This window comes from Sulfurovum sp. NBC37-1, from assembly GCF_000010345.1.
Taxonomy (GTDB): domain Bacteria; phylum Campylobacterota; class Campylobacteria; order Campylobacterales; family Sulfurovaceae; genus Sulfurovum.
In genome coordinates this window covers 2,428,315-2,453,105 of the sequence record NC_009663.1, presented here as the reverse complement: position 1 = coordinate 2,453,105, position 24,791 = coordinate 2,428,315, and the positions used below count along the sequence as shown (strand labels likewise).

Genomic DNA, 24,791 nt, shown 5'->3' with positions numbered 1-24,791 from the left:
CAAAATATAGGCTACTTTATGCCGGAAAGTGTATAATAATCCATTACAGTTTGGGGAGAATTATTTATGGACAGTATCTTTGATCAGATCAATAGTATTCTGGCATCCGTCTTCTTTTTTGATATATTTTTCGGACAGGTCAAGGGGGCGACTATGCCCTTTATCGTTGCCTGGCTGGTAGTAGGAGGGGTATTTCTCACCTTCCGCTTCGGTTTCATCAATGTCCGAATGTTCTCCCATGCTTTCAAGATCATTACCGGGCAGTACCGTACGGCGGATGATGTGGGAGAGATCACTCCTTTCCAGTCTCTCACAACGGCACTCTCCGCGACCGTAGGGCTTGGTAACATCGCCGGTGTTGCCATTGCAATTGCCGTGGGAGGGCCGGGAGCAACATTCTGGATGATCCTGGCAGGGTTTTTCGGTATGACCCTGAAGTTTACGGAAGTCACATTGGCCCAGATTTACCGGGAAAAAAGACCGGATGGTCGAATCATGGGAGGTGCGATGCAGTACCTTTCCAAAGGCCTGGCCTCCAAGGGGCATGCAAAATTGGGGAAAGTCCTGGCAGTCCTGTTCGCCATTCTTGCCATAGGGGGAAGCCTGGGGGCGGGGAATGCTTTCCAGACTTCCCAGGCTATGGGTGTATTGACGGACCGTGTGCCGTTCTTCGCTTCCTATCCCATTGTGTTTGGTCTCATTATGGCAGCCATTGTCGGTTTTGTCATTATCGGGGGGATCAAACGTATCGCGAGTACGGCTGAAAAGATCGTTCCGCTCATGGTGTTGATCTATCTGGCAGCATCACTGTGGATCCTGGTGGCGAATGCTTCAGCCGTGCCTGCGGCCATTGTGACCATTTTTCATGAAGCCTTTACTCCTACTGCCGCTGTCGGCGGTATGATAGGTGTACTGGTCCAAGGCTTCAAACGTGCCGCCTTCTCAAGTGAGGCAGGTATCGGTTCAGCTGCCATCGTCCACTCTACAGCGTCGGTAAAGTATCCCGTAAGACAGGGGATGGTCGCACTGTATGAACCTTTTATCGATACGATCGTTATCTGTACTATGACAGCACTGGTCATCGTGACCACAGGTGTGTATGACCCTTCCGGAGAATTTGCCAACCTGGTAGCTGCGAAGCAGGGTGCTGCGCTGACGGCGGCAGCCTACGGTACTGTGATCTCATGGTTCCCGGTGATCCTCTCTTTCTCCATCATCCTTTTTGCTTTCTCTACGATGATCTCCTGGTCCTACTACGGTGAACGTTCATGGACCTATTTGTTTGGAGAAAAATACACACTGGTCTACAAACTGATCTTTATTGCCTTTACTGTCATGGCATCAGTCACCAGTGCTTCAGCGATGCTGGAGTTCTCCGACCTGCTTATCTTGACGATGTCCCTGCCGAACATCATCGGGCTCTATATACTGCAGGGAGAGGTCAAGGCGAACCTGAATGCCTATCTGGCGAAATGGAAAAATGGGGAACTGGACAGGGAAGCGATACGAAAGTAGGGTGCGTAAACACGCACCCTACGCGAGAAAGCGTGATTTTAAACTAAATCTACACCCTTCTCACCGGTGGCTAGCGCCCCGATAACATATCCGTCTGTGTTGGCAAGTACGGCATCTACCTCTTCGGGCTCTACGACCCATACCATGCCCACTCCCATATTGAAGGCTCTGAACATCTCCTCTTCATCGATATACTGGCTCATGAACTCAAAGATCGGAAGTATGCGGATGGAATCTTTGTCTACGACCGCTCTAATGCCTTCTGGAAGGACTCGGGGAAGGTTCTCGACGATCCCTCCGCCCGTAATGTGTGCCAGCGCTTTGATATGTGCTTTGTTGGCTTTGTACTCTTTGACATAGATGCGTGTCGGCTCCAACAGTGTCTCAAGCAATGGTTTGCCTTCGAACTCTGTCTCAAGACTCATTCCAAGTTTGTCGAAAAAGAGTTTTCTCACCAGTGAATATCCGTTGGAATGTACTCCTGAGCTTGGCATGGCAATGAGTATCTGTCCCTCTTTGACATTGGCGACCGTATCCATTTCGGAACGTTCTGCGATCCCTACGGCAAATCCGGCAAGGTCAAAGTCGTCATCGGAGTACATTCCGGGCATTTCAGCCGTTTCCCCGCCTACGAGGGCGCATTCGCTTCTGCGGCACCCTTCGGCGATACCTGCTACGACATCTTTGGCATTTTCGGGAAGCAGTTTGCCTGTGGCATAGTAGTCAAGGAAGAACATCGGCACACCGTTGTTGCAGATGAGGTCGTTAACACACATGGCGACCAGATCGATCCCCACCGTATCAAGCTTACCGCTCTCTATAGCGATCTTCAGTTTGGTACCCACGCCATCTGTTGCTGAGAGAATCACCGGCTCTTTGTAGCCGGAGGGCAGGGTATAGGCACCGGCGAACGAACCGATCCCGCCAATGACATTGCTGTCAAAAGTCGATTTGACATCGGCTTTAATCGCCTCTACGAACTCGTTCCCCGCATCGATATCGACACCGGCATCTTTATAGGATATATTTGACATTATTGTTCCTTTCTTTCTTCTGACTCACAAGGAGGAAAGATCTTTTTTAAAATTTTAAGCCCTGGACAAAAGCCAGTCAGTCCAGCTATAACCAACATCACCATCATTGCTACTTGAAGTAAAAAAGCGATTTGAAGCATGCTTCTTTCTCCACCTTGTATACCCAGTGCAGCAAACAATAGTACAAAACCCAATATGCTCGCTTGAATTAAACGTTGTAACCTTTCAGCACATAACATCTGATATCCTTGTGAAAAATTACGCGTATTATATCTAATCTTAGCTGTTTAACTTACGTTCGAGTTTGGCTTCCACCGAACCGACTTTTTTGTTCAGTCTGCCGATCGGTCCCTCTCTCCAGTCGATCTTTATGGAGGAATAGATACGCCCGCAATCCTTCTGAAGCTCTTCATAGGCGGTGTTGATCACGGCAAGGACCTCTTCGACCGTTTCTCCCTCGATGATGGTTCCCATAGGGGTGAGCTGATATTCCAGCCCGCTTTTGTCCACGATGTTCAGAACTCTTGCGACGAAGGCGCTTTTGCTTTGGGTCTGTTCTGTTGGGAACATTGAAAATTCAACCAGTGCTGACATGTTAATCCTTGATAGTATGATTTGGGATATAATATCGTATGAATAATGAAGAGTTGATAATCATCGGGGCAGGGGCGGCAGGGCTATGTGCTGCCATTACGTCGGCAAGGGTAGGGCGGCAGGTTCTGCTGTTGGAACAGAACAGTAAAGTGGGTAGAAAGATACTGGTATCGGGTAACGGGAAGTGCAATATTACCAACCGGCACATCTCTGCATACCGTTTCCATTCGGAAAAACCGGCCTTCATCGAAAATGTACTGGATGGGTACGGGTACGATAGGGTTGAAGATTTTTTCAGATACATAGGACTTGAACTCGTTGAAGAGAAGGAAGGGAAAATGTTCCCGATGTCCCTTCAGGCCTCTTCAGTGGTCGACCTGCTGGAGTATGAAGCGAAGAGGGCAGGGGCGGAGATTCTTTGCGACTGTAAAGTGAAACGCATTGAGAAAGAGGCTGACGGTTTTGTACTCGATACGACTCAGGGCAAGAAACGTTCTTCGCAACTTCTGATCACTTCGGGTTCTCCTGCCGCGCCGCAGCTTGGAGGGAACGACTCAGGATACATCTTTGCTACGACGATGGGACATACGCTGATACCTAGACACCCCTCACTGGTACAGCTTTGTTCGGAAGAGAGCTGGGTCAAAGAATGTGCAGGTGTAAAGATTGCCGGCGTAGCCAAACTCTATGCCAACGGAGAATATATCACGGAGAAAGAAGGTGACCTGCTCTTTACCAATTACGGCATCAGCGGATTGGCCATTCTTGACCTGAGCCGAGAGGTCAGTGTGCGGTTGGCAGCATACGATTACTGTGAACTCAGCCTTGATCTGATGCCCAAGCTCAGCAAAGAGAAGCTGACGAACCTCCTGCTTTCCCGAATAGGGAAGGGGAGCGAAAAGCCCATAGGGCTCTGGCTGCAGGGTATACTTCACAAAAAACTCATCAGGATCGTTTTGGAGCAGTCCAAATGCAGAAGCAGGGTGGAGTCGGATCTTAACAGAAAAGAGATCAACAAGATCGTACACAGCATCAAGAACCTTAAACTTAGCATCAATGATACCAAAGGTTTCAAAGGTGCCGAGGTCTCAACCGGAGGTATCGATACCTCCGAAGTGGATTTGCAGACCATGGAATCGAAAATCGTTCCCAGTCTCTATTTTGCCGGAGAAGTACTCGATGTGGACGGAGACAGGGGAGGGTTCAACTTTCACTGGGCGTGGGTAAGCGGCATGAGAGCGGGAAAAGCAATTAAAAATTAAAAGTTAAAAGAGTTTTTTATAAAAGGAATAGTCTTTTAGTTGGCTGTAGATTTGGTCTGATGGAGTATACGTAGAGAGGGAGCTTACATGTAAGTAAGTGACCGAAAGGAGCAGGCTCCATCCGATCAAAGATATAGGGAAATAGAAGAACTATTTTGCGTTCTTTTTGTCTCTCGCCTGTCTTTTTCTTACCACCGGATCAAGTGATTTCTTACGGATCCTGATGCTCTCAGGTGTGATCTCGATCAACTCATCATCTTCGATCCACTCCATGGCATTCTCAAGTGTGATCTGTCTTGGCGGGACCAGTTTAATGGCATCATCAGCACCGGAGGTTCTCATGTTTGTCAGCTGTTTTCCTTTGAGCGGGTTCACGTCGAGGTCTCCCGGTCTCGCACTTTCCCCGATGACCATACCGGAGTAGACTTTGTCCTGCGGTTTGATAAAGAGGGTACCACGTGCCTGAAGGTTGAAGATGGAGAAGGCAACAGCCTCACCGTTATCCATGGAGACAAGCGCACCCGGCGTACGGCTGACCACTGTACCGCTGTACGGTCTGTACTCGATGAAGGAGTGGTTCATGATCCCTTCACCCTTCGTGTCTGTCAGGAATTCCGAACGGAAACCGATGAGGCCACGTGCAGGGATCTCAAACTCGATCCTTACCGTACCATCAGGCATAGGCGTCAATGATGTCATCTCCGCTTTTCTTTTACCGAGCTTTTCAATGGCTACACCCTGGAATTCTTCAGGAACGTCAACGACAAGGTGCTCGAACGGCTCCATTTTGACTCCGTTCTCTTCTTTGACCACGACTTCCGGACGGGCAAGCAGGAACTCGAAACCTTCTCTTCTCATGTTCTCCGCCAAAATACCGATCTGAAGTTCACCCCGTCCTGATACCTTGAAAGAGGCGTCTCCCATTGGCTCCATACGCATTGCGATGTTCGTTTCCATCTCTTTTTCCAGTCTTTCCTGAATCTTGTTGGATGTGACGTGCTTTCCTTCCGTACCAGCCAAAGGACCGTCATTGACCGACATGATGACTGACAGTGTAGGTTCTTCCACATGCATAGGATCCAGGGCAACAGGATTGACAGGGTCACAGATGGAGTCACCGACATCGATATCGTTAAAACCAGCGATCGCCACGATATCGCCTGCCTCGGCTTCCTGGATCTCCATTCTCTCGAGGCCTTTGAATCCGATCAGTTTGCTAACACGTGACTTTGTCTTCTCCCCTGATGCCTTAACCAGGAAATATTCGTCTCCCTTTTTGATTTTCCCGTTGAAGATACGTGTAATACCGATACGCCCTACAAAGTTGTCGTTGTCAAGTGTAAAGACCTGTGCCTGCGTATCTGCATCCGGTGAACCCTGTGGGTAGGGGACTTTTTCAAGGATTGCTTCAAAAAGCGGTGTCATATCCTTGTTCTCATCTTCAAGGTCCCATTTCGCATACCCGTCTCTTGCCGCAGCATAGAGCACGGGGAATTCGAGTTGCTCTTCATTGGCGTCGAGTGCGACGAGAAGATCGAACATTTCATCGAGAACTCTGTCCGGCTCTGCACCATCCTTGTCGATCTTGTTGATGACGACGACAGGGATTAGGCCGAGCTCGATCGCTTTCTTGAGTACGAATTTGGTCTGAGGCATAACACCTTCCTGTGCATCTACAAGCATCAGAACACCATCGACCATTTTGAGTACACGCTCGACCTCACCACCGAAGTCTGCGTGGCCCGGGGTGTCGATGATGTTGATCTTATGATCACCATAGGTAATGGCTGTATTCTTGGAAAGGATTGTGATCCCTCTCTCTTTTTCAATATCGTTGGAGTCCATGGCTCTCTCTTCGACCTGCTGGTGTGCTTCGAATGTACCTGACTGCTGGAGCAGTTCATCGACAAGAGTTGTTTTCCCGTGGTCAACGTGTGCGATAACCGCAATGTTCTTGATTTTTTGCATATAAAGTATCCTAAAAATGGGCAGTGCCCTATATATATTTCGCGCATTATATCCAAAAATTACTATAGTGCAGATTTTGTATCGAAATTGGGAAAAAGATAAAAGTATCGAAGAGACAAAAGAATATAGAAAAAATGATTTTTATAAGAGATAGCGAGGGTGCCTGAACACCTCTGAAGGGAAGAATCCCAATTAGCTTAAGATGCTACTCTTCGTGCCAGCTTGAAGCGTTGGCTGTAGAACGGCTTGTTAAGGCTGGTGATAATGACTTTTTTCTTCGCAGAGCTTGCATGGATGAATTTGTTATTGCCAATGTAGATACCCACATGGTTCACATATCCTTTTCTGTGCTTGGAAGTATCGAAGAAGATGAGATCACCCGGCTTGAGGTTCTTTCTGCTTACGTATTTACCATACTTAGACTGTTCAATGGCCCTACGCGGTATCTTGATGCCGTTTTTCTTGCAGACATAAGAGGTAAGTCCGGAACAGTCGAAGGTGTTTTTCTGTCCTGTTGCACCCCACACATACCTTCTTCCCAGTTTCTTTTTGGCGATTGAGATAAGTTTTTTGCCTTTGATGCTTGAGCCATGCGTGCTGAAAAGTATATCGGAAAGTGCGAATTTATTGGATTTTTTAACTTTAGATATTTTTTGGGACTTGATACCTTTGAGTGCCTGAGCCAATTTTTTTTCAGTATGCCGTTTTTTCGCTTTGCTGGTCTTTATGGAGTGTTTTTTGCTCTTCTTGGCAAGCGTAACAGGTTTTTTCTTTGATTTGGAAATTGTCGGTACTTTAATTGTTTTACCTACTTTGAGAACAACACTTTTTTTGAGATGGTTGACCTTCCTGAGCTTTGTGACCGTAATATGATTTTTATGTGCGATCGAATAAAGGGTGTCACCCTTTTTGATCTTATGTGTCAGCGTTTTTGTTGTAGCGCTTAACGACGCTGTACCTAAAGTCAACATTAACAATAGTGTAGAAACTCTTTTCAATAAATCCTCCTCATTTATCAATGTAGTATTGATCAATCATTTTTTAATACTAAAAAATATTTCTCAAACTGTTACCAAATTGTAACTGCTTTTAATTAATGAATAATAAATCCAGAATAAAAATGATCTTAAACAAAAATGCTTGAGATTGAAAGCATCGCATAATATAATACGTTATATTGGCAACCTTAATCAGACAAGGCCGATGCTTTTTGTTCTCGCTTCACAGTCTGGTTTAGCGTTTCAACTTCTCGAAAAAAGTCTACAGAATCAACTTTCAAAATAAAATAAAATTATACTGTTTTTAATGAACGAATAATATAATCAGCCACCCTAAAAGCATTGGCATAGATGGTCCAGGTGTATGGAACGGAGCCTCCTGTCGGCATAAAGGAGGCATCCGCAACATACAGATTCGTGATGTCATGGGCCCGGCATTCCAGGTTCAGGACGGATGTTTTCGGGTCCTTCCCGAACCGGCAGCCACCTGCAACCAGATTTTGTGGCGGTGCTGCCGAAACGGAGGAATAGATATTCTTCGCTCCCATCTCTTCGAGGACCTTTTCACATTTCTTGGCAATGTATCTGCCTACTTTCAGATCCTGAGGATGTCCCTCTATACGTAGTTTTCCTACCGGCATGCCATATTTGTCTTTATGGGTCGGATCCAGTGAAACGAAACAGTTGTCGTTGGGTAGCCAGTCGTTAAATACCTCAAAACGGATGCTTTTGCTCTGGGTGAAGCGTTTGACCAGCTTCTCTCCTAGTGCCTTCCCCCAGACCATTTTACCGTCCTCTTCATTGTTCTTTCTGGCACGTGAGATGATATTCTGGTGTTCGAACATGAATTCCACGGAGCCTCCTTTGAATTTTCCGTCCCACCAGTGGTCCACAAAATACCAGTCGAGTATGGATCGATTGACAAAGTATCCTGTCTGCATCAGCTCATCAAAACCTATCTCTTTGAGTGAATCCTTGTGCAGTTCTCCCTGGCCTGACCCGCCGGCTGAAAAGATCAGGTTCTTTCCAAGTTCTCCACTGCTGTTAGCCAGGCCGTTAGGGTGATGCTCGTTGGCAGAGTTGAGAAGAAGGCGAGCACTCTCGTGTGCTTGTGCCGCGACCACAAAGATTCTAGCCGCTATTCTGCGCTCTTTGCCTGTGATCGTATCGATGACGATGGCATACTCCACTTCGTCTTTTTTACCTGCATGCAGTCTCTTGACATAGGTATTGCTCATCAAAGTGAGGTTTCCTGTGGCCAGTGCCGGTTTCAGCAGGGCTTCACGGGAGCTTCCCTTCGCACCAGAAGAGCATCCGTAGCTGCCGCAGAAGTTGGAGTAGTAGCAGGCGTTTCTATCCTCTTTGTCTTTAGAAAGAACCGCACGGGGTGTTACCAGTGACTTGATATTCAGTTTATCACAGCTTTTGTCCAGCAGTTTTACCACAGCATTCTCCTTGGTGGGAGGCTGGGTGAAGTTTTTTGTGCTGCGCGGCGGTTCAAAAGGGTGGGGCGTAAAGTGTCCCGAAATACCGATGATCTCTTCGGCTTTGGCATAATAGGGCTCAAGTTCCTCATAGGAGATGGGCCAGTCAACGACATTGGCACCTTCTATAGCTCCGTATTTGCTTTTGAGACGGAAATCATCAGGATGCATACGGTGCAGCATGCCGCTCATCAGATTGGATGATCCGCCTACGATGTTCCCGTTCCAAAAGCTCCATCCCGACTCGTAGGTAGGGGTAGCCACCCATTCCTCATCCACTTTCTCTTCTATGGTATGGTATTCGTCAAAGAGATTTGGCGTGACGATATCTCTGCGTACATAGGCGATCTCATCTTTGGAGAACTCATCCCTGTTGATAAGTCTTCCTTTTTCCAGTACAGCGACCTTGTACCCGGCTTTGCAAAGCGTATAGGCCACTGCTCCGCCGCTGGCACCTGAACCTACGATGACGACATCGAATGTCTGTTCTTTCATAGTTCTATATACCTGCTTTTGGGCCTCGGCTGTCCGCCAAATGCATGTAGTGCCTTCCATCCGGATTCTTTTATATTGGATCCGTAGATAGGATCGCCGAATATACCTTCCATTGTGAGCGTCATGATACGCGAAAGCCAGTTGCTTCCATAACTGCTCTCCTCATAATCGCGCAGTGCTTTCTCTTTTTCTTTTGTATTCATTGAGGCGAACTTCCCTTTTTCCCTTATTTGCAGTTCTTTGGCCCCTTCGATGACAAAGGCCCTGATATCCCTGTCATAGGTCCTGTGTGAAACGGTTTCAAAAAGAAACTGTGTTGCATTCATTTCCCTGGCAGAAGGGAGTTCACTGCCTTCGGGGAACATGTGTTCCTGCACGGACGCTATAGTCGCTTCCACCTTGTTGAATTCCTGTGTGAACCGGTCGGGCCTTTTTGCGTTCAGTGCGGAAGAGAGGCCAAGTACCGAACCCAGTATCAAAAAATTTCTTCGTTGCATTTTTATATCACTTTCTAACTATAATGTGTGCCATTCTAATGGATCTCTGTGTACACAAAGTGCAGTGGAGAGTACACAGACCCTCCACGTAGAATAGATTATACTTCGAACTGTCTAAAGGATATCAATCCAAATCTAAAGGAGACACTATGAAAAAGATTCTATTTGGTTCATTGATCGGCTTGTCACTGATCGCCTTGAGCGGATGTACAGATGCAAAAGATGCAGAAATGGCCAGCAGTGCCCAATCCGGGAAATGCCAGGGTGACAAGACCATGGCTAAAAAATGCGGTGATGCCAAAGCAGCATCCAAAAAATGCGGTAGTTAAAAGAGACATCCCAAGGAGGTGAATTATGTTAAAAAACATTTATCCCGTCGCAAAAAATATTTTGAGTTATGGCCAAAGTCTTTCTCTATTACTGGCTAGACTGGCAGTGGCGTACGGATTCTATGAACCGGCCATGCAGAAATGGTCGGATATAGGAGCGATCGCAACATGGTTCGGTTCCATGGGCATTCCTTTTCCTACGCTGAACGCCTATATGGCAGCAACGACAGAGATCACGGGAGTCGTATTGTTAACACTGGGTCTTTTTACCCGTCTTATCTCACTCCCTCTTATGGTTGTCATGATCGTTGCGATAACGACCGTACATTTGGCACACGGATTCTCGGCAGGAGACAACGGCTTTGAAATACCATTGTATTATATGCTGTTCCTCTCGATATTTGCTTCATTTGGAGCCGGAAAATTCAGTTTGGATCACCTTATATTTGGTGACGAACAATAAACAATAAAGGAAATACAATGAAACAACTACTTAAAGCAGGACTTATTATTACAGCAGCCACGGCACTTTCCATGACTGTGGCAAATGCTAAATGCGGGGGTGAGAAAAAAGAGGCTCCCAAAACAATGAAATGTCAGGCAGGCAAATGTCAGAGCGGCAAATGCGATTCAGGTAAAACCGGTATGAAAAAGAAAGCGGATGAGAATAAATCGGCAAGCACAAAAGCAGCCGGCAAATGCGGTCAGGGCAAATGCGGCGCAGGAAAATAGCTTCTCCGTCTAAAACTTCCTTCCACATACAGTATCTTCTTGAACGAGAAGATACTCTACTCCACATATCCTACACAAATAACAGTATAATATTCTTCCATAACCTCACAGTCAAAGGATATACTTATGAAACATACATTTATCACCATCATACTTGCTGGAGGACTGCTTCTCTTTAGCGGTTGTCAGGAGAGCCAGAAAGAACATGATGCCAAAGTGGCACAGCAGGCAAGGGAAGAGTTGCTCAAAGAATTGAAAGCCAAAGAAGAAGCCCGGCAAAAAAAAGAGGCTAAGCTTGAAAAAAAGAGCAAACTCTCACAGATTGGGTTCAGAAAGACATCCGACGGAAAGATCATCATCGATACGAACAAGACCAAAAGCTATTTTCAAGGGCTCGCAAAACAAATGAAGGCAAAGGTCGAGGAGATGAACAAAGAACTCGAGAGTGGGAATATCGATGAGAAAGAGGCGGGCATTGAAGTCAATCAGACACACATCAATATAGACCTGAACAAAACCAAAAGTTTTCTTGACATTATGGGTAAAAAAATGCAAGGATATGTAAAAGAATTTGAAAGTGTTGTTCAGGAATTGAATGACACATCCGTAAAATCCAAATAATACACAAAGGACATTGTATATGGTACAGATAGATATGAATTCTGATGAATTTCAGGCAGAACTTGAAAAAACATGGAATTTCGTAGAGAAAGTGAACAAACAGTTCGATTTTGTGCAGAACCCCAATGAGGAAGTTAATGAGGGAGTTGCCATGGGCCTTGCCCGCAACAGACTTATCTATGGGAAACGCTACTGTCCCTGTTTTATGGTCATAGGCGAGACGAAAGAGGAGCAAAAAGCAGCAGACAACCGCATCTGCCCCTGCAAACCCGCTTTGGAAAAGGAGATCCCCGAAGACGGCCTCTGCCACTGCGGGATATTCTGCACACCTGAATATGCAGAAGCAGAAAAGAAGAAGCATGAAATAGAAGAGATCGTTCACCAGCACTCCAAAGGTCTCACCAAAGAACAGGCAGAGCAACTCCTGAAGGAAGAGCAGCTTGACGGTGATGAACTGGAGGCCCTTATTGAGGCACGCTCGCTGGGTATGGTAGACTTTACATTGATGGACGTTCGCGAATTCATGGAGTTCCAGATGGGGCACATCGTCGGAACGGATGTATTGGTCCCCACTTCGCAGTTCTACGCCAAGATCGAAGAACACGTTGACAAGAAAAAACAGCCTATTATTGTCTATTGCCATACCGGCAGTAGAAGTTTCCAGGTTCAGCATGCCATGAAATCGCTAGGCTTCGAACACGTCAGCAATCTCAGACCTGGTATCATCGGCTACACCGGAGAGATCCAAAAAGGATAATACCCAACGTCTCTGTGCCCAAGGAACAACATGTTTAACGTACATAACGTTACGGTGTGGAGAGAGGGAATTACCGACATATTATGGCACCTTGGTAGGTTTGGCCATGCCAAACGTTCAGGCAATGTCTGAATTATATGATCGTTGAAATGTAAAGAGATGTGATTAAATAGTGAAGGTCGTATTCAAGGCGGTGCCTTGAAATACTGAAGTGGGATTATACGAGTTCGATAATCGCCATTGGTGCAGAGTCGCCTTTTCTCATACGAGTTTTGATGATTCTTGTATATCCACCGTTTCGGTCTGCATACTTGGGTGCAATTTCATTTACGATAGTGTTCGTAGACTCTTTGTGCTGCAACATTGCGAAGATCGCTCTGTGTGCGTTGAAGTCACCAGATGCTGCTTTTGTGATCAGCTTCTCATAATAACTTCTCAGTTCTTTTGCTTTTGGCAAAGTGGTTTCGATTTTACCTTCTTTTGTCAAAGCAATAGAAAGGTTCTTGAGAAGTGCCGCTCTGTGAGCAGACGTTCTGTTTAACTTACGGTAACCATGCTTATGTCTCATGTCTGTCCTTTATTTACTGTTACGTGAACAACTATGCTTTAAGTTGTTCTAATTTTTTGACAAGATTCGCTCTTGTGTTCTCTTTGAGTTCAAATTCAGGACCAAATCCGTGCTCTACAAGACACTCATTGGTCTCGTCAAGAGATTTCTTGCCGAGATTCTTGATATTCTTGATCTCATTTTCACTCATCAATACCAGTTCGCCAAGGAACTTGATACCAGCTCTGTCAAGTGAGTTGAATGATCTTGCACTGAGCCCAAGGGCATCTACCGCTGCAAGGAATGGTTTAAGTTCATTGTCATCATTCGTTCTCTTTGGTAAAGTTGTGCTGATATCCACATCCAATACACCATTAAATACAGAGAGTTGTTTATTCATAACTTCCAATGCATTGGTAAATGCTTCAACTGGACCTATCTGTGCATCTGTTTCGATGTCAAAAGTGATCTTCTCGAAGTTTGGATTGTCTTCTACTAGTACAGGCTCGATCTTATAGTTTGCTTTTCTTACCGGCGTAAAGAATGCATCCAGTGCAATGCTGTCTGGCGCAACTTCATCTCTGAGGTCTTCACTTGGTACATAACCGATACCTTTGGCGATGACCATAGTGAAGTTCAGTTCCGCATCTTCATTTAAAGTCGCCAACGGAAGGTCACCGTTCACTACTTCGATCTGATCATTGTTCAGATCCTGTGCCGTAACTTCTTTATAGCCGGAAAAACTATATTTAAGCTCTACCCTGTCACTTCCGTCTTTGATTTTGAAACGAATGTTCTTGAGGTTGATGATAAATACAGCGACATCTTCGTGCATACCTCTGATGTTGTCAAACTCGTGTGCAGCACCTTCAATCTTTACAGAGATCGGTGCATACCCGATGGAAGATCCAAGAATGAGTCTTCTGAGCGGGTGAGCGAGTGTAACAGCATAGCCACTCTCGAAAGGATAGGCTACAATCTCAGCACGGTTTGCGCTGATCTCGTTGACTTCTACCTCTGTTGGCATAAATGGTGCAACTTTAATTTTTCTCATTAACAGGCCTTTACTAAGATTATTTAGAATAAAGCTCGACGATTAGACGCTCTTCAACTGGGATTGCTATCTCTTCTCTCTCTGGAACTCTGCTGAAGATTCCGAAAAGTTTCTCTTTATCAACATCAACCCACTCAACCATACCTGTTTGGTTGGTCAATTCGATTGCTCTAAGGATCTGAGAGTTTGTTTTACTTTTCTCTCTGATCTCGATCTTCTGGCCTGCTTTTACTCTGTAAGATGGGATGTCAACTCTTTTCCCGTCAACAAGTACATGCCCGTGGTTTACAAATTGTCTTGCAGACGCTCTTGTCGTTGCAAAACCCATTCTGTAAACGACGTTGTCAAGTCTCTGCTCAAGAAGTTGGATAAGGATAGAACCTGTGTTCCCTTCTTTTCTGTTTGCTTCTTTGTAAAGTGCTCTAAACTGCTTTTCGCTTGTTCCATACATGAACTTTGCTTTTTGCTTTTCCTGAAGCTGAAGACCATATTCGCTGATCTTCGTTCTTCTCTGCCCATGTTGTCCCGGAGCATATGGTCTTTTTTCCAATGCAGATTTGCCAGCGAGTCTTCTCTCGCCTTTCAAACCAAGATCAACACCAAGTCTTCTTTCAAGTCTTTCAACTGGACCTCTATATCTTGCCATGCTTATACCCTTCTCTTCTTAGGTGGTCTACAACCATTGTGTGGAAGCGGAGTGATGTCTTTAAGGAATGTTACACGGATTCCTTCTGTTGCACCGATCGCTTTAACTGCTGTATCTCTACCAGAACCAGGACCCTGAACTTTGATCCCTACTTCTTTAATACCGTTCTCTTTTGCTTTAGCCATTGCATCCGCAACCGCTTCAGTTGCTGCAAAAGGAGTTGATTTCTTTGAACCCTTGAAACCAAGTGCTCCTGCAGAACTCCAAGAGATAACATTTCCCATTTCGTCAGTCACTGTGATCACAGTGTTATTGAAAGTTGCAGCTACATAAACTACACCTTTAGCAATACTTTTTTTTGCTTTTTTCTTAGCCATACTTCGCTACTCCTTATGCTGCGCCGACAGTTTTACGCTTACCTTTTCTGGTACGCGCATTTGTCTTTGTTTTCTGACCACGACAAGGTAAACCTCTTCTGTGTCTGAGACCTCTGTATGATCCAAGATCCATAAGTGCTTTGATGTCAAGTGTCACTTTTTTTCTAAGGTCACCTTCCACCATAACATTTTCTTGGATGTCATTACGGATCGTTGCCGCCTGAGCATCTGTAAGCTCATGCACTCTTGTATTGTAGTCAATACCTGTTCTGTCAAGGATTTTTCTTGACGTTGTCAAACCGATACCATAGATGTATGTCAATGCATACTCTATTCTTTTCTTTTGTGGTAAATCAACACCTGCAATACGTGCCATGTTTATCCTTGTCTCTGTTTATGTTTTGGATTTTTACAAATCACGCGTACGATACCCTTGCGCTTGATCACTTTACAATCGTCGCACATCTTCTTTACTGATGGTCTAACCTTCATGGTTTGCTCCTAAATAGTTACGAACAGGACCAGGGTCCATATTCGTGATGGTTGTGCACCTTTGTTTTGCGTGGATCATTGAGTCTATCATGGTCCAACCCTTGAGTAATCGGTGCGAATTAATCAAAGATTCTTCGCGCAGTTTCCTACTACCCATAGTAATAGGGAGGAGGATTATACCGAAATGTTTCTTGATGTTTTCTTATATTGAAAGAGTGTATGAAAAATAGGGGGGGAAGGTGTAGGGTACTGTGTCCCCACAGCACCAATTTTATTATTTGTATCTGAAAGTGATTCGCCCTTTGTCAAGACTGTAAGGTGTCAGCTCGACTTTTACCTTATCTCCTGGAAGGATCTTGATATAGTGCATTCTCATTTTGCCAGCAATGTGACAAAGAACGATATGCCCGTTGTCCAACTCTACTCTGAAGGTTGCATTTGGCAATGCTTCAACCACTTTCCCGTCAATCTCTATTACGTCATCTTTTGCCATTTTGAATTCCTTGTTTTTCTACGTTATTTCGCTTCTGTCAGTATGACAGCTTTGCCGTCAACCACCGCTACCTGATGTTCATAGTGACTGGTTCGAAGACCATCTTCGCTCACGACTGACCACTGGTCTTCAAGCAGTACGGGTGTACCGCTCTTCTGACATACCATGGGTTCAAGACAGAAGACCATTCCATTCTTAATCTTGGGCCCCTGATTGGGTTTACCCTCTAGATAGTTTGGAATATTGGGTTCGTCATGAGGTTTGGTCCCGATACCATGACCACAATAATCACGTAACGGTACAAAGCCCGCTTCGGTGATATAATCCTCAAGGATCTTGGTCAGCTCTTTAAAACGCATGCCGGGTTTTATCGATTTGATCGCATGGTAGAGTGCACCTTTGGAACACTCGATAAGTGCTTCATCTTCTGCGGAGATTTTGCCTATTGCCATCGTGATGGCAGCATCGCCAAAATATCCATCGAGTTTCGTACCGATGTCAAGTCCGAGGATATCTCCTTCCTGTATAACGGTATCATCGGGTACACCATGGATACATACTTCATTCAAAGAAGTACAGACAGAACCGGTAAAACCGTAGAGGCCTTTGAATGAGGGGATCGCACCGTGTTCACGGATAAAGGTTTCACCCAAAGTATCGATCTCTTTGAGTGTCATACCTGGTTTGATAATGCTTTGGAGATATTGGAGTGTTTTGCCAACGATCTCGCCAGCTTTTTGAAGCTTAGCGATCTCGTCTGGTTTTCGTAGTGCAATCGCCATTATAGACCTACATTACCTAATGTATCATATTGGTTCATGGTTCTTTGCGCTTCGATCTTTCTCATCGTGTCAAGTGCGACCTGAACGATAATAAGTACGGAAACCCCACCAAAGTAGAAGCTCGCACCCATACCCGAAATGACCGCAAAAGGAACAGTAGAAATAATCGCAAGATAGATAGCACCTGATCCCGTCAGTCTGCTTGCAACTTCGTTCAGGAATTCTTTAGTGTGCTCACCCGGTCTGACACCGGGAATAAAACCACCCTGTCTCTTGAGATTGTCCGCAATATCCTTGGCATTGAATGCGATCGATGCATAGAAAAAGGCAAAGAAGATAACCAGGAAGAAGGTTGCCACATTAAAGACAATACCTCCCGGTGCCAAAATATCTGCGATGGCAGTGACCCATTTTGTTGTACTCGCCTGAAGTACCGTAAGCGGGAACATTAGTACAGCAGAAGCAAAGATAGGAGGAATAACACCTGAAAGGTTCACTTTGACAGGGATGTAGTTCATCACTCTCTTTGACTGGTTCTGCATGATTGTCTTTCTTGAATAAGAGATAGGAACCCTTCTCTCGCCAAGCTCAACATAGATAATGACAAATACCGTAAGTAGCATTACCGCCAAAATAGCTATGATCAACAGGAAGTTCATTTCACCGGCGTTCACTGCTCTAATCGTATTGGAGATCGCTGCGGGAAGCCCGGATACGATACCTGCGAAGATGATCAGTGAGATACCGTTACCGATACCTTTCTGTGTGATCTGCTCACCGATCCACATAAGGAGCATTGTACCTGTCAACATGGAGAAAGTTGCCAAAATGGTAAATGTCATAGGATCGATCATTACTGCACTCTGTCCTGCAGTACCTGTCATACTCTGAAGCCCCATCGATACACCGATAGCCTGAACTACAGTGATAAAAATAGTGAAATAACGGATGATCTGCATATATTTCTGCATACCGTCACGTTCTTTTTTCATTTGGCCAAGTGCTGGGAAGGTTGCTGCAAGAAGTTCCATAACGATGGAAGCAGTAATGTAAGGCATAATACCTAGGGAGATAATACTTAAACGCTGAACGGCGCCGCCAGAGAACATATTTGCCATCCCCAAAGCGTTGCCTGAGTTGCTGTCAAAGAAATCTTTGATAACGCCCAGGTCAACACCTGGAGTTGGGATATAGGCTAAAACTCTGTACGCAAAAAGGAATCCTAACGTAATGAGGATTTTTTGAGTTAAAGCGTTACCCATCTTATTTTCCGCTTGTAGTAACAGCGTCGTCTTTGATCTTAGGTGCAAGGTCTTTGGCAGACGCACCGATCAATTTAACTCTTTTCACTGTTTTTTGCAATTTATGAACAGATGCAATACTCTCAAGAGTGATCTCGTCCAATTCAGCGATCGCTTTGATCTTTTCGACATTGATCACATACGGTTTCTCAACTTTGGAAGTGAAACCGACTTTAGGCAATCTTTTGTAAAGTGGCATTTGACCACCCTCGAAACCTCTTTTTTTACTGTAACCGGATCTTGCTTTCTGACCTTTGTTACCGCGTCCAGCTGTTTTACCTGTTCCTGAACCCTGACCACGACCTACTCTTTTTCTGTTACGAGTTGACCCTGGAGCAGGTTGTAAATTATGTAAACCCATATTTTACCCCTTACGCTTTGATTCTGGTAAGTGCTTGAATCGTTGCTCTTACCAGATTATTTGGGTTGTTAGAACCGATAGACTTGCTCAGTACATCTTGAATACCTGCAAGTTCGAGTACTGGTCTGGCAGCACCACCGGCAATAACACCTGTACCTTCACTCGCCGGTCTGAGCACGATTCTACTTGCGTTGAATTTGTGCTCGATGTCGTGAGCGATAGTTGTACCTTTGATGTTGACTTTCACAAGGTTTTTGTGTGCATCATCAACCGCTTTTTTGATCGCATCAGGAACCTCTTTGGCTTTACCAAATCCGTATCCTACTGTACCTTTCCTGTCACCAATGACAACAAGTGCAGTAAATCTGAATCTTCTACCACCCTTTACAACCTTGGTAACACGACCGATATTTACGATCACTTCTTCAAATTCTTTTTCGATTTCTTCGTTATGATTGTTCTTTTGCATCATGCTTCCTTAAAACTTGATTCCGGCTTCTCTAAGCGCATCAGCAAATGATGCGACAACACCGTGGTATAAGTAACCATTTCTGTCGAAAACAACAGTTTCAATGTTTGCAGAAGCAAGGTTTTTAGCCATCTCGGCAGCTACTTTTTTAACATCTTCCCGGTTTGCACCAAGGCCGAGTTTTCTACCGTCTGCCGATGCGAGTGTCGCACCGGCATTGTCATCGATAGCCTGAGCATAGAAATGCTTGTTTGACTTGTAAACAGTCAGTCTTGGAAGTTCGGCAGTTCCGAAGATCTTCCCTTTGACTCTGGCTTTTCTCTGAGCGCGGAGTTTATTTTTTCTTTTTTGAATACTTTTTAACATTTATCCGCTCCTTACTTACCAGCTGCTTTACCAGCTTTTCTGATGATAACTTCATCTGTGTACTTCACGCCTTTACCTTTGTATGGTTCAGGTGGTCTGTATGCTCTGATCTCAGCTGCAGCCTGACCGACTGCCTGCTTGTCCGTACCACTTACAGTGATGATGTTCTTGTCTACTTTGATATCGAGTCCCTCTGGGATCTCGAAGTTCACATCGTGAGAGAAACCAAGTTGCAATTTAAGTGTTTTGCCTTCAACTGCCGCTCTGTAACCAACACCGTTGATCTCCAAAGATTTGCTGTAACCTTTGTCAAGTCCGACCATAATGTTGTTGAACAATGCTCTGTATGTTCCCCAGAACGCTGCATCCTGCTTCTCGTCACCTACTCTTGTAAATGTCACTTCCGAACCATCAATGTTGATGCCTACTCTTCCGTGCGTCTCAAGTCTTTTTTCAAGATTGCCTTTTTTAGCCACGAGAGTCGTACCGTCGAGTGATACTTCAATACCACTTGGAACAGTTACTGGTCTTTTTCCTATTCTTGACATCTTGTCTCCTTACCAAATACTACAGATTACTTCGCCGCCGATTCCACGTTTATACGCTTCATCGTTTGCGAGTACACCCTGGCTTGTCGAAACAACCAGCGTACCGTAACCGTTTTTAAATGTTCTGATCTCGTCTTTACCCTGGTGAACACGACGTCCGGGCTTGGAGATCTTCTTTATCTCATTGATAACGCTTTTTTCATTGTCGTCATATTTAAGAACCACTTTGATAGTTTTCTTGTTTCCGTCTTCTTTCACTTTATAGCTCTCAAGGTACCCTTTGTCTACGAAAATCGCAACGGTCGCCTCGATTGTATTTGAGTGAAGAAGTGTTGTAACGTCCAGTCTTCTCTGCGCAGCGTTTCTTATACGAGTAAGAGAGTCTGCAATTATATCTGTCATCATCTTTTTCTTCTCCTTACCAGCTTGCTTTACGCATACCAGGAATTAGACCTTCATTGGCCATTTTTCTTAAACACACACGGCAAAGACCGAAGTCTCTGTATACTGAGTGAGGTCTACCACAAATGTTACATCTTGTATACGCCTGAGTAGAGAACTTTGCTTTTCTCTGCTGTTTTGCGATCATTGATTTCTTAGCCATTAGTTTCTCCCTTTAGCGAAAGGCATACCGAGCTTTTCCAAAAGCGTGAATGCCTGTTTGTCGTCTTCGGTACTTGTCACAATAGTGATGTTCATACCGTGGGTTTTGATGATATTGTCAAACTCGACTTCCGGGAACATCAACTGCTCCTGAAGACCGAAGTTGTAGTTACCGCGTCCGTCAAAACCTTTTCTTGGTGTACCTCTGAAGTCTTTTACTCTCGGAAGAGCGATAGATACGAGTTTGTCAAAGAAGTTATACATGTTGTCACCTCTAAGTGTCACTCTGATACCTGACGGGGCACCTTCTCTTGCTTTAAAACCTGCAACAGATTTCTTAGCGTTTACGATGACCGCTTTTTGACCGGCGATCAGTGAGATGGTATCTGCCATGTTGGCGATGAGTTTGGAGTCTCTACCTTCTTCACCTGCACCGACAGAGATAACGATCTTCTCAAGCTTCGGAGTCTGCATCGTGTTCTGTACACCGCACTCTTCTCTAAGTGCAGGAACGATGTCATTGTACTTTTGCTTCATTCTACTCATAAGATTATGCCTCTACTTTTTTTACGTTCGAGATGTGGATAGGCATTTCAGCGTTTGCAAATCCACCCTCTTTGTTCTGTTCGCTTGGTTTAATAGCTTTTTTAGCCATTTTGCAACCTGCAACGATTACTGCTTCTTTTTTAGGAAGAACCTGGAGAACCTCTCCTGTCTTACCTTTGTCATCACCAGCGATAACCATTACCTGGTCACCTTTTTTGATTTTGAACTTAGTTGCCATTACCATACCTCCGGTGCAAGGGATACAATTTTCATGAATCCTGCATATCTTGTTTCACGACTTACAGGGCCAAAGATACGTGTACCTATTGGCTCTTTTTTGTCATCGATGATTACTGCAGCGTTGTCGTCAAATCTGATAAGTGAACCATTTTCTCTCTGGATCTCTTTTTTTGTTCTGACAACAACGGCTTTAACAACCTTACCTTTTTTCACTTTTCCGGTTGGAAGCGCTTTTTTGACTGAAGCAACGATCACGTCACCTACAGATGCGTATCTTCTTTTGGATCCGCCAAGAACCTTGATACACATGATCTCTTTCGCACCAGAGTTGTCTGCTACATTTAGTCTTGTAAAACCTTGGATCATTACACTTCTCCTCTCTTCACGATTTCAAGAAGTCTGAAGCTCTTTGTTTTTGAAAGTGGTCTACACTCGATGGCAGTCACTGTATCTCCAACATTGATCTCGTTCTTCTCATCATGGATAAGATATTTCTTAAATCTTTTTACTGTTTTGTGATATCTTGGGTGAAGTACTCTTCTCTCAACCAATACGGTTGCAGTTTTGTCTCCGGCCTTTTTAATCACAGTACCTGTTATTTGTCTTTTTGGCATAAATGACCCCTTACTTCGCTCTAGCAGCAGTCAATGCTGTCTGGATTCTAGCGATATCTTTTTTCGCTACTCTCAACTCTGAAGTGTTTGTAAGCTGCATAGTCTTCTGCTTTGCATTCAATGTAAACAATTCAAGTTTTTTCTCTTTAAGCATCGCAAGCAATTCTGCTTCGCTTTTATCTTTCAAATCAATATAGTTCATGACTATCCTTTGCAGTGATGATTTTACACTTAAATGGCATTTTATGGATCGCCAGTGTGAGTGCCGCTCTTGCAAGCTCTTCTTCAACACCTGCCATTTCGAAGATGATTCTTCCCGGCTTGATATTCATAACCCATCTGTCAACGGCACCTTTACCTTTACCCATTCTTGTTTCGAGTGGTTTGGCAGTCAAAGGCTTGTCAGGGAAAACCCTGATCCAGGTCTTACCTGTTCTGTTGATCTTTCTTGTCATCGTAATACGTGCCGCTTCGATCTGGCGGGAATCGATTCTACCCGCTTCAACCGCTTTGATCGCGATATCGCCGAACTCAATCTTGTTACCTCTGAAAGACTTGCCGCGGTTACGGCCTTTTTGTTGCTTTCTCCATTTGGTTCTTTTAGGCATTAACATGATTATTCACCTCTTTTTCTTGATGGTCTGCGACCACCTTTTTTCTCTTCTGCCGGCTCAGGTTGAATACCTTTAGCGAGGACTTCACCTTTGAAGATCCACACTTTGATACCAATGATTCCGTACGTTGTTTGTGCTTCGGCAAAACCATAATCGATCTTTGCTCTGAGTGTATGCAAAGGAACTCTTCCCTCGAGATACCACTCAGTTCTTGCCATTTCAGCACCACCGAGTCTACCGGATACAGAAATTTTGATCCCTTTTGCACCTGATTTCAGGGCGCCCTGGATCACTTTTTTCATTGCACGTCTGAAGGCAACACGTCTTTCAAGCTGTGTCGCAACGTTCTCAGCTGCCAACTGGCCTGAAGCTTGAGGACGTTTTTCTTCTTTGATGTTGATCGCAACATCTTTGCCAAGCATCTTGACAAGCGTTGTTTTCAATTTTTCAATATCAGCACCTTTTTTCCCGATGATGATACCAGGACGTGCAGTAATGATGTTGATTCTCAGTTTTTTTGCAGTTCTTTCAATGATGATGTTGGAAACACCTGCATAGAAAAGCTCTTTTTTCAAGAATTTTCTGATCTTGTAATCTTCTGCAATAAAATCAGCTGTTCTCTCTTTTGCCGGGAACCATCTTGATTCCCAGTTTCTGTTGATTCCAAGTCTAAGACCTATCGGATTGACTTTTTGACCCATATTATGCGTCCTCCCCATCTTTTTTAGCTGGACCAACTTCTACCAGGATGTGTGCTGTTGGTTTAATGATTCTTGATGCAGTACCTCTTGCTCTTGGTCTCCATCTTTTCATTACGGCTGCTTTATCCACTCTACAGGATGTGATCTCTACCTCTTCAGGTTCGAAATCACCGTTCGCAACCGCTGATGCGATCACTTTAGAGATGATACCCGCCGCTTTGTTAGGCATGAATTCAAGAGATGCCAATGCAAGCTCTGCATTCATTCCCTGAACTTCTCTGGCGATAAGTCTAGCTTTAGTAGGAGAGACTCTTACAAATTTCAATAATGCTCTACTCATAATTAACCTACCTTCTTCTGAACAGAACCTTTGTGGCCCTTGAACGTTCTTGTTGGTGCGAATTCACCCAGTTTGTAACCTACGTGGTTCTCGGTAATGAACACAGGGATGAATTGTCTACCGTTGTGAACATTGATTGTCAAACCGATGAACTCAGGGAAGATCACAGATCTTCTTGACCATGTTTTGATCGGTTTTTTATCTCCAGCTTCTTTAGCTGCTAACACTTTTTTCATTAGGTGACCATCGATGAATGGACCTTTTTTTGTCGATCTTGCCATATCTTAGCCCCTTACTTTTTTCTCTTAGAGATAATTAATTTATCACTAGCTTTTTTCTTACGAGTCTTGTAACCCTTAGTTGGCATACCCCAAGGAGATACCGGATGACGACCTGAGTTTGTCTTACCTTCACCACCACCGTGTGGGTGATCTATCGGGTTCATTGCAGAACCACGTGTCTGAGGTCTGATACCAAGGTGTCTGCTTCTACCGGCTTTACCGATCACGATGTTTGAGAAGTCTTCGTTCCCAACAGTACCGATCGTTGCCAGACATTCACCAAGAACGTATCTCATTTCACCAGATGGAAGTCTAAGGGAAACGTATTTGCCGTCTCTACCCATGATCTGTGCGTAACCACCTGCAGAACGTGCGATCTGACCGCCATGTCCCGGGCTAAGCTCGATATTGTGTACCAGGGTACCAACAGGGATGTTCTTCAATTTCATTGTGTTACCGGTCTTGATATCAAGACCAGACTCAGCTGACATGATCTTGTCGCCGACGTTTAGACCTTTTGGTTGAAGAATGTATCTTCTGTCACCGTCAACATAATTGACAAGACAGATTCTACAGTTTCTGTACGGATCGTATTCGATCGTTGCTACAGTACCTTCGATACCAAATTTATTTCTTTTGAAGTCGATGATTCTGTAAAGTTTCTTCGCACCTGCTTCTCTGTGACGAGAAGTGATTCTACCGTTACTGTTTCTACCTGCAGATCTTGGAAGATTCTTCAGTAGAGCTCTAACACTTGCTTTGGCAGTGATGTCACCACTGTCAAGGTTAGTCATATAACGACGGGAAGGTGTGGTTGGTTTATATGTTTTAATTGCCATCTTCTATCCTTATACCGCTAAGCTTTCGATTTTTGCATCTTCTGGAAGCTTGACATAGAACTTTTTCAAGTCCGGTCTTTTCCCTTCGATACCTTTAAATCTTTTCACTTTACCGTTGACTCTCATGGAGTTAACTCTAAGTGGAGTGATCCCGAAGAACTCTTTGAAAACTTCTTTAAGACCATTTTTAGTCATTCTTGGAGTTGTTTGAACTACGATGACACCTTCTTCTTGAAGAGCCAAGCTCTTCTCTGTATACATAATTGATTTAATATCTGTAATATCTGCCAT

40 protein-coding genes are annotated in these 24,791 nt (G+C 44.6%); 7 read left to right on the top strand and 33 right to left on the bottom strand.

The genetic code is table 11. The features are described from left to right. Positions 1 to 66: 66 nt before the first annotated feature. Positions 67 to 1,515: an alanine/glycine:cation symporter family protein gene (locus tag SUN_RS12270; protein ID WP_012084137.1), complete on the top strand. Its 1,449-nt coding sequence runs from the start codon at positions 67 to 69 to the stop codon at positions 1,513 to 1,515. 38 nt (positions 1,516 to 1,553) lie between these two features. Here the strand turns inward: SUN_RS12270 and purM are convergent, their stop codons facing one another. Genes purM through SUN_RS12255 form a run of 3 tightly spaced genes read right to left on the bottom strand, consistent with a single transcriptional unit; the run spans position 1,554 to position 3,143 of the window. Continuing rightward, on the bottom strand, positions 1,554 to 2,549 hold the full coding sequence (purM, locus tag SUN_RS12265; protein ID WP_012084136.1) for a phosphoribosylformylglycinamidine cyclo-ligase: 996 nt from the start codon (positions 2,547 to 2,549) through the stop codon (positions 1,554 to 1,556). Further along, a complete protein-coding gene (locus SUN_RS12260) occupies positions 2,549 to 2,788 on the bottom strand; it encodes a YgaP-like transmembrane domain (RefSeq protein ID WP_012084135.1) in 240 nt (79 codons plus the stop codon). The genes purM and SUN_RS12260 overlap by 1 nt, the downstream gene beginning before the upstream one ends. Positions 2,789 to 2,828: 40 nt before the next feature. Beyond that, positions 2,829 to 3,143 carry an MTH1187 family thiamine-binding protein gene (locus tag SUN_RS12255; protein WP_012084134.1) on the bottom strand — a complete coding sequence of 105 codons (315 nt, stop codon included), beginning with the start codon at positions 3,141 to 3,143 and terminating at the stop codon, positions 2,829 to 2,831. Between the two features lie 38 nt (positions 3,144 to 3,181). Between SUN_RS12255 and SUN_RS12250 the strand changes: the two genes are divergently transcribed. Then, positions 3,182 to 4,405 (top strand): NAD(P)/FAD-dependent oxidoreductase, encoded by a 1,224-nt coding sequence (locus SUN_RS12250; protein ID WP_041672791.1) that lies wholly within the window; start codon positions 3,182 to 3,184, stop codon positions 4,403 to 4,405. Positions 4,406 to 4,555: 150 nt separating this feature from the next. Here the strand turns inward: SUN_RS12250 and typA are convergent, their stop codons facing one another. From typA to SUN_RS12230, 4 genes are all read right to left on the bottom strand, one after another. Next, positions 4,556 to 6,373, bottom strand: a complete 1,818-nt coding sequence (gene typA, locus SUN_RS12245; RefSeq protein ID WP_012084132.1) for a translational GTPase TypA — start codon at positions 6,371 to 6,373, stop codon at positions 4,556 to 4,558. 197 nt (positions 6,374 to 6,570) lie between these two features. Next, complete coding sequence (locus tag SUN_RS13215; protein WP_050748063.1) at positions 6,571 to 7,344, bottom strand: C40 family peptidase; 774 nt, start codon at positions 7,342 to 7,344, stop codon at positions 6,571 to 6,573. Between the two features lie 320 nt (positions 7,345 to 7,664). Continuing rightward, positions 7,665 to 9,350, bottom strand: coding sequence for a GMC family oxidoreductase (locus SUN_RS12235; RefSeq protein ID WP_012084130.1), 1,686 nt, complete (start codon positions 9,348 to 9,350; stop codon positions 7,665 to 7,667). Continuing rightward, positions 9,347 to 9,847 (bottom strand): gluconate 2-dehydrogenase subunit 3 family protein, encoded by a 501-nt coding sequence (locus SUN_RS12230; RefSeq protein ID WP_012084129.1) that lies wholly within the window; start codon positions 9,845 to 9,847, stop codon positions 9,347 to 9,349. Before SUN_RS12230 ends, SUN_RS12235 begins: the two co-directional genes overlap by 4 nt. 149 nt (positions 9,848 to 9,996) lie before the next feature. Here SUN_RS12230 and SUN_RS12225 point away from each other — a divergent pair, with 149 nt between their 5' ends. From SUN_RS12225 to SUN_RS12205, 5 genes are all read left to right on the top strand, one after another. Continuing rightward, the gene (locus SUN_RS12225; protein WP_041672790.1) at positions 9,997 to 10,176 is read left to right on the top strand and encodes a hypothetical protein; all 180 of its coding nucleotides are present in this window, start codon (positions 9,997 to 9,999) and stop codon (positions 10,174 to 10,176) included. A 25-nt stretch (positions 10,177 to 10,201) separates the two neighbouring features. Next, on the top strand, positions 10,202 to 10,639 hold the full coding sequence (locus SUN_RS12220) for an HvfX family Cu-binding RiPP maturation protein (RefSeq protein ID WP_012084128.1): 438 nt from the start codon (positions 10,202 to 10,204) through the stop codon (positions 10,637 to 10,639). A 17-nt stretch (positions 10,640 to 10,656) separates the two neighbouring features. Further along, positions 10,657 to 10,908, top strand: coding sequence for a hypothetical protein (locus SUN_RS12215; RefSeq protein WP_012084127.1), 252 nt, complete (start codon positions 10,657 to 10,659; stop codon positions 10,906 to 10,908). A gap of 126 nt (positions 10,909 to 11,034) precedes the next feature. Then, positions 11,035 to 11,529, top strand: a complete 495-nt coding sequence (locus SUN_RS12210; RefSeq protein ID WP_012084126.1) for a hypothetical protein — start codon at positions 11,035 to 11,037, stop codon at positions 11,527 to 11,529. Positions 11,530 to 11,548: 19 nt separating this feature from the next. After that, positions 11,549 to 12,286, top strand: coding sequence for a ferredoxin-thioredoxin reductase catalytic domain-containing protein (locus SUN_RS12205; RefSeq protein ID WP_012084124.1), 738 nt, complete (start codon positions 11,549 to 11,551; stop codon positions 12,284 to 12,286). A gap of 217 nt (positions 12,287 to 12,503) precedes the next feature. Here the strand turns inward: SUN_RS12205 and rplQ are convergent, their stop codons facing one another. From rplQ to SUN_RS12075, 26 genes are all read right to left on the bottom strand, one after another. Continuing rightward, positions 12,504 to 12,854 carry a 50S ribosomal protein L17 gene (gene rplQ, locus SUN_RS12200; protein ID WP_012084123.1) on the bottom strand — a complete coding sequence of 117 codons (351 nt, stop codon included), beginning with the start codon at positions 12,852 to 12,854 and terminating at the stop codon, positions 12,504 to 12,506. A 31-nt stretch (positions 12,855 to 12,885) separates the two neighbouring features. After that, complete coding sequence (locus SUN_RS12195; protein ID WP_012084122.1) at positions 12,886 to 13,887, bottom strand: DNA-directed RNA polymerase subunit alpha; 1,002 nt, start codon at positions 13,885 to 13,887, stop codon at positions 12,886 to 12,888. Positions 13,888 to 13,906: 19 nt separating this feature from the next. Beyond that, positions 13,907 to 14,533 (bottom strand): 30S ribosomal protein S4, encoded by a 627-nt coding sequence (gene rpsD, locus SUN_RS12190; RefSeq protein ID WP_012084121.1) that lies wholly within the window; start codon positions 14,531 to 14,533, stop codon positions 13,907 to 13,909. 2 nt (positions 14,534 to 14,535) lie between these two features. Further along, entirely contained in the window at positions 14,536 to 14,910 is a 375-nt protein-coding gene (gene rpsK / locus SUN_RS12185; RefSeq protein ID WP_012084120.1) for a 30S ribosomal protein S11, read from the bottom strand. A 13-nt stretch (positions 14,911 to 14,923) separates the two neighbouring features. Next, positions 14,924 to 15,286 (bottom strand): 30S ribosomal protein S13, encoded by a 363-nt coding sequence (gene rpsM, locus SUN_RS12180; protein WP_012084119.1) that lies wholly within the window; start codon positions 15,284 to 15,286, stop codon positions 14,924 to 14,926. Positions 15,287 to 15,288: 2 nt separating this feature from the next. After that, complete coding sequence (gene rpmJ, locus SUN_RS12175; protein WP_008244830.1) at positions 15,289 to 15,402, bottom strand: 50S ribosomal protein L36; 114 nt, start codon at positions 15,400 to 15,402, stop codon at positions 15,289 to 15,291. A gap of 274 nt (positions 15,403 to 15,676) precedes the next feature. Then, positions 15,677 to 15,895, bottom strand: a complete 219-nt coding sequence (infA, locus tag SUN_RS12170) for a translation initiation factor IF-1 (RefSeq protein ID WP_008244832.1) — start codon at positions 15,893 to 15,895, stop codon at positions 15,677 to 15,679. A 23-nt stretch (positions 15,896 to 15,918) separates the two neighbouring features. Continuing rightward, a complete protein-coding gene (gene map, locus SUN_RS12165) occupies positions 15,919 to 16,677 on the bottom strand; it encodes a type I methionyl aminopeptidase (protein WP_012084118.1) in 759 nt (252 codons plus the stop codon). Beyond that, positions 16,677 to 17,939 (bottom strand): preprotein translocase subunit SecY, encoded by a 1,263-nt coding sequence (secY, locus tag SUN_RS12160; protein WP_012084117.1) that lies wholly within the window; start codon positions 17,937 to 17,939, stop codon positions 16,677 to 16,679. The genes map and secY overlap by 1 nt, the downstream gene beginning before the upstream one ends. A 1-nt stretch (position 17,940) precedes the next feature. Then, positions 17,941 to 18,339 (bottom strand): 50S ribosomal protein L15, encoded by a 399-nt coding sequence (gene rplO, locus SUN_RS12155; protein WP_012084116.1) that lies wholly within the window; start codon positions 18,337 to 18,339, stop codon positions 17,941 to 17,943. Between the two features lie 10 nt (positions 18,340 to 18,349). Continuing rightward, positions 18,350 to 18,808 (bottom strand): 30S ribosomal protein S5, encoded by a 459-nt coding sequence (rpsE, locus tag SUN_RS12150; protein ID WP_012084115.1) that lies wholly within the window; start codon positions 18,806 to 18,808, stop codon positions 18,350 to 18,352. Positions 18,809 to 18,817: 9 nt separating this feature from the next. Next, a complete protein-coding gene (gene rplR, locus SUN_RS12145; RefSeq protein WP_012084114.1) occupies positions 18,818 to 19,174 on the bottom strand; it encodes a 50S ribosomal protein L18 in 357 nt (118 codons plus the stop codon). An 11-nt stretch (positions 19,175 to 19,185) separates the two neighbouring features. Further along, positions 19,186 to 19,722, bottom strand: a complete 537-nt coding sequence (gene rplF / locus SUN_RS12140) for a 50S ribosomal protein L6 (protein WP_012084113.1) — start codon at positions 19,720 to 19,722, stop codon at positions 19,186 to 19,188. A gap of 9 nt (positions 19,723 to 19,731) precedes the next feature. Beyond that, a complete protein-coding gene (gene rpsH, locus SUN_RS12135; RefSeq protein ID WP_012084112.1) occupies positions 19,732 to 20,127 on the bottom strand; it encodes a 30S ribosomal protein S8 in 396 nt (131 codons plus the stop codon). Positions 20,128 to 20,140: 13 nt separating this feature from the next. Beyond that, the gene (locus SUN_RS12130; protein WP_012084111.1) at positions 20,141 to 20,326 is read right to left on the bottom strand and encodes a type Z 30S ribosomal protein S14; all 186 of its coding nucleotides are present in this window, start codon (positions 20,324 to 20,326) and stop codon (positions 20,141 to 20,143) included. After that, positions 20,326 to 20,871, bottom strand: a complete 546-nt coding sequence (gene rplE / locus SUN_RS12125) for a 50S ribosomal protein L5 (protein ID WP_012084110.1) — start codon at positions 20,869 to 20,871, stop codon at positions 20,326 to 20,328. The genes SUN_RS12130 and rplE overlap by 1 nt, the downstream gene beginning before the upstream one ends. Before the next feature lie 4 nt (positions 20,872 to 20,875). After that, positions 20,876 to 21,109, bottom strand: a complete 234-nt coding sequence (gene rplX, locus SUN_RS12120; RefSeq protein WP_012084109.1) for a 50S ribosomal protein L24 — start codon at positions 21,107 to 21,109, stop codon at positions 20,876 to 20,878. Beyond that, positions 21,109 to 21,477 carry a 50S ribosomal protein L14 gene (gene rplN / locus SUN_RS12115; protein WP_012084107.1) on the bottom strand — a complete coding sequence of 123 codons (369 nt, stop codon included), beginning with the start codon at positions 21,475 to 21,477 and terminating at the stop codon, positions 21,109 to 21,111. Before rplN ends, rplX begins: the two co-directional genes overlap by 1 nt. Continuing rightward, positions 21,477 to 21,725 (bottom strand): 30S ribosomal protein S17, encoded by a 249-nt coding sequence (gene rpsQ, locus SUN_RS12110; RefSeq protein WP_012084105.1) that lies wholly within the window; start codon positions 21,723 to 21,725, stop codon positions 21,477 to 21,479. Before rpsQ ends, rplN begins: the two co-directional genes overlap by 1 nt. A gap of 10 nt (positions 21,726 to 21,735) precedes the next feature. Then, positions 21,736 to 21,927: a 50S ribosomal protein L29 gene (rpmC, locus tag SUN_RS12105; RefSeq protein WP_012084104.1), complete on the bottom strand. Its 192-nt coding sequence runs from the start codon at positions 21,925 to 21,927 to the stop codon at positions 21,736 to 21,738. Then, positions 21,914 to 22,339: a 50S ribosomal protein L16 gene (gene rplP, locus SUN_RS12100; RefSeq protein ID WP_012084103.1), complete on the bottom strand. Its 426-nt coding sequence runs from the start codon at positions 22,337 to 22,339 to the stop codon at positions 21,914 to 21,916. Before rplP ends, rpmC begins: the two co-directional genes overlap by 14 nt. A gap of 2 nt (positions 22,340 to 22,341) precedes the next feature. Next, entirely contained in the window at positions 22,342 to 23,040 is a 699-nt protein-coding gene (gene rpsC, locus SUN_RS12095) for a 30S ribosomal protein S3 (protein ID WP_012084102.1), read from the bottom strand. Position 23,041: 1 nt separating this feature from the next. After that, entirely contained in the window at positions 23,042 to 23,380 is a 339-nt protein-coding gene (gene rplV, locus SUN_RS12090) for a 50S ribosomal protein L22 (RefSeq protein WP_012084101.1), read from the bottom strand. A gap of 2 nt (positions 23,381 to 23,382) precedes the next feature. After that, positions 23,383 to 23,661 carry a 30S ribosomal protein S19 gene (rpsS, locus tag SUN_RS12085; protein WP_012084100.1) on the bottom strand — a complete coding sequence of 93 codons (279 nt, stop codon included), beginning with the start codon at positions 23,659 to 23,661 and terminating at the stop codon, positions 23,383 to 23,385. 11 nt (positions 23,662 to 23,672) lie between these two features. Continuing rightward, positions 23,673 to 24,500, bottom strand: a complete 828-nt coding sequence (gene rplB, locus SUN_RS12080) for a 50S ribosomal protein L2 (protein WP_012084099.1) — start codon at positions 24,498 to 24,500, stop codon at positions 23,673 to 23,675. A 9-nt stretch (positions 24,501 to 24,509) separates the two neighbouring features. After that, entirely contained in the window at positions 24,510 to 24,791 is a 282-nt protein-coding gene (locus SUN_RS12075; protein WP_012084098.1) for a 50S ribosomal protein L23, read from the bottom strand.

What these genes read in the sequence shown, in the direction of transcription:
- SUN_RS12270 (WP_012084137.1), top strand. Translation starts at nt 67, where the DNA reads ATGGACAGTATCTTTGATCAGATCAATAGTATTCTGGCATCCGTCTTC.
- purM (WP_012084136.1), bottom strand. Translation starts at nt 2,549, where the DNA reads ATGTCAAATATATCCTATAAAGATGCCGGTGTCGATATCGATGCGGGG.
- SUN_RS12260 (WP_012084135.1), bottom strand. Translation starts at nt 2,788, where the DNA reads ATGTTATGTGCTGAAAGGTTACAACGTTTAATTCAAGCGAGCATATTG.
- SUN_RS12255 (WP_012084134.1), bottom strand. Translation starts at nt 3,143, where the DNA reads ATGTCAGCACTGGTTGAATTTTCAATGTTCCCAACAGAACAGACCCAA.
- SUN_RS12250 (WP_041672791.1), top strand. Translation starts at nt 3,182, where the DNA reads ATGAATAATGAAGAGTTGATAATCATCGGGGCAGGGGCGGCAGGGCTA.
- typA (WP_012084132.1), bottom strand. Translation starts at nt 6,373, where the DNA reads ATGCAAAAAATCAAGAACATTGCGGTTATCGCACACGTTGACCACGGG.
- SUN_RS13215 (WP_050748063.1), bottom strand. Translation starts at nt 7,344, where the DNA reads ATGTTGACTTTAGGTACAGCGTCGTTAAGCGCTACAACAAAAACGCTG.
- SUN_RS12235 (WP_012084130.1), bottom strand. Translation starts at nt 9,350, where the DNA reads ATGAAAGAACAGACATTCGATGTCGTCATCGTAGGTTCAGGTGCCAGC.
- SUN_RS12230 (WP_012084129.1), bottom strand. Translation starts at nt 9,847, where the DNA reads ATGCAACGAAGAAATTTTTTGATACTGGGTTCGGTACTTGGCCTCTCT.
- SUN_RS12225 (WP_041672790.1), top strand. Translation starts at nt 9,997, where the DNA reads ATGAAAAAGATTCTATTTGGTTCATTGATCGGCTTGTCACTGATCGCC.
- SUN_RS12220 (WP_012084128.1), top strand. Translation starts at nt 10,202, where the DNA reads ATGTTAAAAAACATTTATCCCGTCGCAAAAAATATTTTGAGTTATGGC.
- SUN_RS12215 (WP_012084127.1), top strand. Translation starts at nt 10,657, where the DNA reads ATGAAACAACTACTTAAAGCAGGACTTATTATTACAGCAGCCACGGCA.
- SUN_RS12210 (WP_012084126.1), top strand. Translation starts at nt 11,035, where the DNA reads ATGAAACATACATTTATCACCATCATACTTGCTGGAGGACTGCTTCTC.
- SUN_RS12205 (WP_012084124.1), top strand. Translation starts at nt 11,549, where the DNA reads ATGGTACAGATAGATATGAATTCTGATGAATTTCAGGCAGAACTTGAA.
- rplQ (WP_012084123.1), bottom strand. Translation starts at nt 12,854, where the DNA reads ATGAGACATAAGCATGGTTACCGTAAGTTAAACAGAACGTCTGCTCAC.
- SUN_RS12195 (WP_012084122.1), bottom strand. Translation starts at nt 13,887, where the DNA reads ATGAGAAAAATTAAAGTTGCACCATTTATGCCAACAGAGGTAGAAGTC.
- rpsD (WP_012084121.1), bottom strand. Translation starts at nt 14,533, where the DNA reads ATGGCAAGATATAGAGGTCCAGTTGAAAGACTTGAAAGAAGACTTGGT.
- rpsK (WP_012084120.1), bottom strand. Translation starts at nt 14,910, where the DNA reads ATGGCTAAGAAAAAAGCAAAAAAAAGTATTGCTAAAGGTGTAGTTTAT.
- rpsM (WP_012084119.1), bottom strand. Translation starts at nt 15,286, where the DNA reads ATGGCACGTATTGCAGGTGTTGATTTACCACAAAAGAAAAGAATAGAG.
- rpmJ (WP_008244830.1), bottom strand. Translation starts at nt 15,402, where the DNA reads ATGAAGGTTAGACCATCAGTAAAGAAGATGTGCGACGATTGTAAAGTG.
- infA (WP_008244832.1), bottom strand. Translation starts at nt 15,895, where the DNA reads ATGGCAAAAGATGACGTAATAGAGATTGACGGGAAAGTGGTTGAAGCA.
- map (WP_012084118.1), bottom strand. Translation starts at nt 16,677, where the DNA reads ATGGCGATTGCACTACGAAAACCAGACGAGATCGCTAAGCTTCAAAAA.
- secY (WP_012084117.1), bottom strand. Translation starts at nt 17,939, where the DNA reads ATGGGTAACGCTTTAACTCAAAAAATCCTCATTACGTTAGGATTCCTT.
- rplO (WP_012084116.1), bottom strand. Translation starts at nt 18,339, where the DNA reads ATGGGTTTACATAATTTACAACCTGCTCCAGGGTCAACTCGTAACAGA.
- rpsE (WP_012084115.1), bottom strand. Translation starts at nt 18,808, where the DNA reads ATGCAAAAGAACAATCATAACGAAGAAATCGAAAAAGAATTTGAAGAA.
- rplR (WP_012084114.1), bottom strand. Translation starts at nt 19,174, where the DNA reads ATGTTAAAAAGTATTCAAAAAAGAAAAAATAAACTCCGCGCTCAGAGA.
- rplF (WP_012084113.1), bottom strand. Translation starts at nt 19,722, where the DNA reads ATGTCAAGAATAGGAAAAAGACCAGTAACTGTTCCAAGTGGTATTGAA.
- rpsH (WP_012084112.1), bottom strand. Translation starts at nt 20,127, where the DNA reads ATGATGACAGATATAATTGCAGACTCTCTTACTCGTATAAGAAACGCT.
- SUN_RS12130 (WP_012084111.1), bottom strand. Translation starts at nt 20,326, where the DNA reads ATGGCTAAGAAATCAATGATCGCAAAACAGCAGAGAAAAGCAAAGTTC.
- rplE (WP_012084110.1), bottom strand. Translation starts at nt 20,871, where the DNA reads ATGAGTAGAATGAAGCAAAAGTACAATGACATCGTTCCTGCACTTAGA.
- rplX (WP_012084109.1), bottom strand. Translation starts at nt 21,109, where the DNA reads ATGGCAACTAAGTTCAAAATCAAAAAAGGTGACCAGGTAATGGTTATC.
- rplN (WP_012084107.1), bottom strand. Translation starts at nt 21,477, where the DNA reads ATGATCCAAGGTTTTACAAGACTAAATGTAGCAGACAACTCTGGTGCG.
- rpsQ (WP_012084105.1), bottom strand. Translation starts at nt 21,725, where the DNA reads ATGCCAAAAAGACAAATAACAGGTACTGTGATTAAAAAGGCCGGAGAC.
- rpmC (WP_012084104.1), bottom strand. Translation starts at nt 21,927, where the DNA reads ATGAACTATATTGATTTGAAAGATAAAAGCGAAGCAGAATTGCTTGCG.
- rplP (WP_012084103.1), bottom strand. Translation starts at nt 22,339, where the DNA reads ATGTTAATGCCTAAAAGAACCAAATGGAGAAAGCAACAAAAAGGCCGT.
- rpsC (WP_012084102.1), bottom strand. Translation starts at nt 23,040, where the DNA reads ATGGGTCAAAAAGTCAATCCGATAGGTCTTAGACTTGGAATCAACAGA.
- rplV (WP_012084101.1), bottom strand. Translation starts at nt 23,380, where the DNA reads ATGAGTAGAGCATTATTGAAATTTGTAAGAGTCTCTCCTACTAAAGCT.
- rpsS (WP_012084100.1), bottom strand. Translation starts at nt 23,661, where the DNA reads ATGGCAAGATCGACAAAAAAAGGTCCATTCATCGATGGTCACCTAATG.
- rplB (WP_012084099.1), bottom strand. Translation starts at nt 24,500, where the DNA reads ATGGCAATTAAAACATATAAACCAACCACACCTTCCCGTCGTTATATG.
- SUN_RS12075 (WP_012084098.1), bottom strand. Translation starts at nt 24,791, where the DNA reads ATGGCAGATATTACAGATATTAAATCAATTATGTATACAGAGAAGAGC.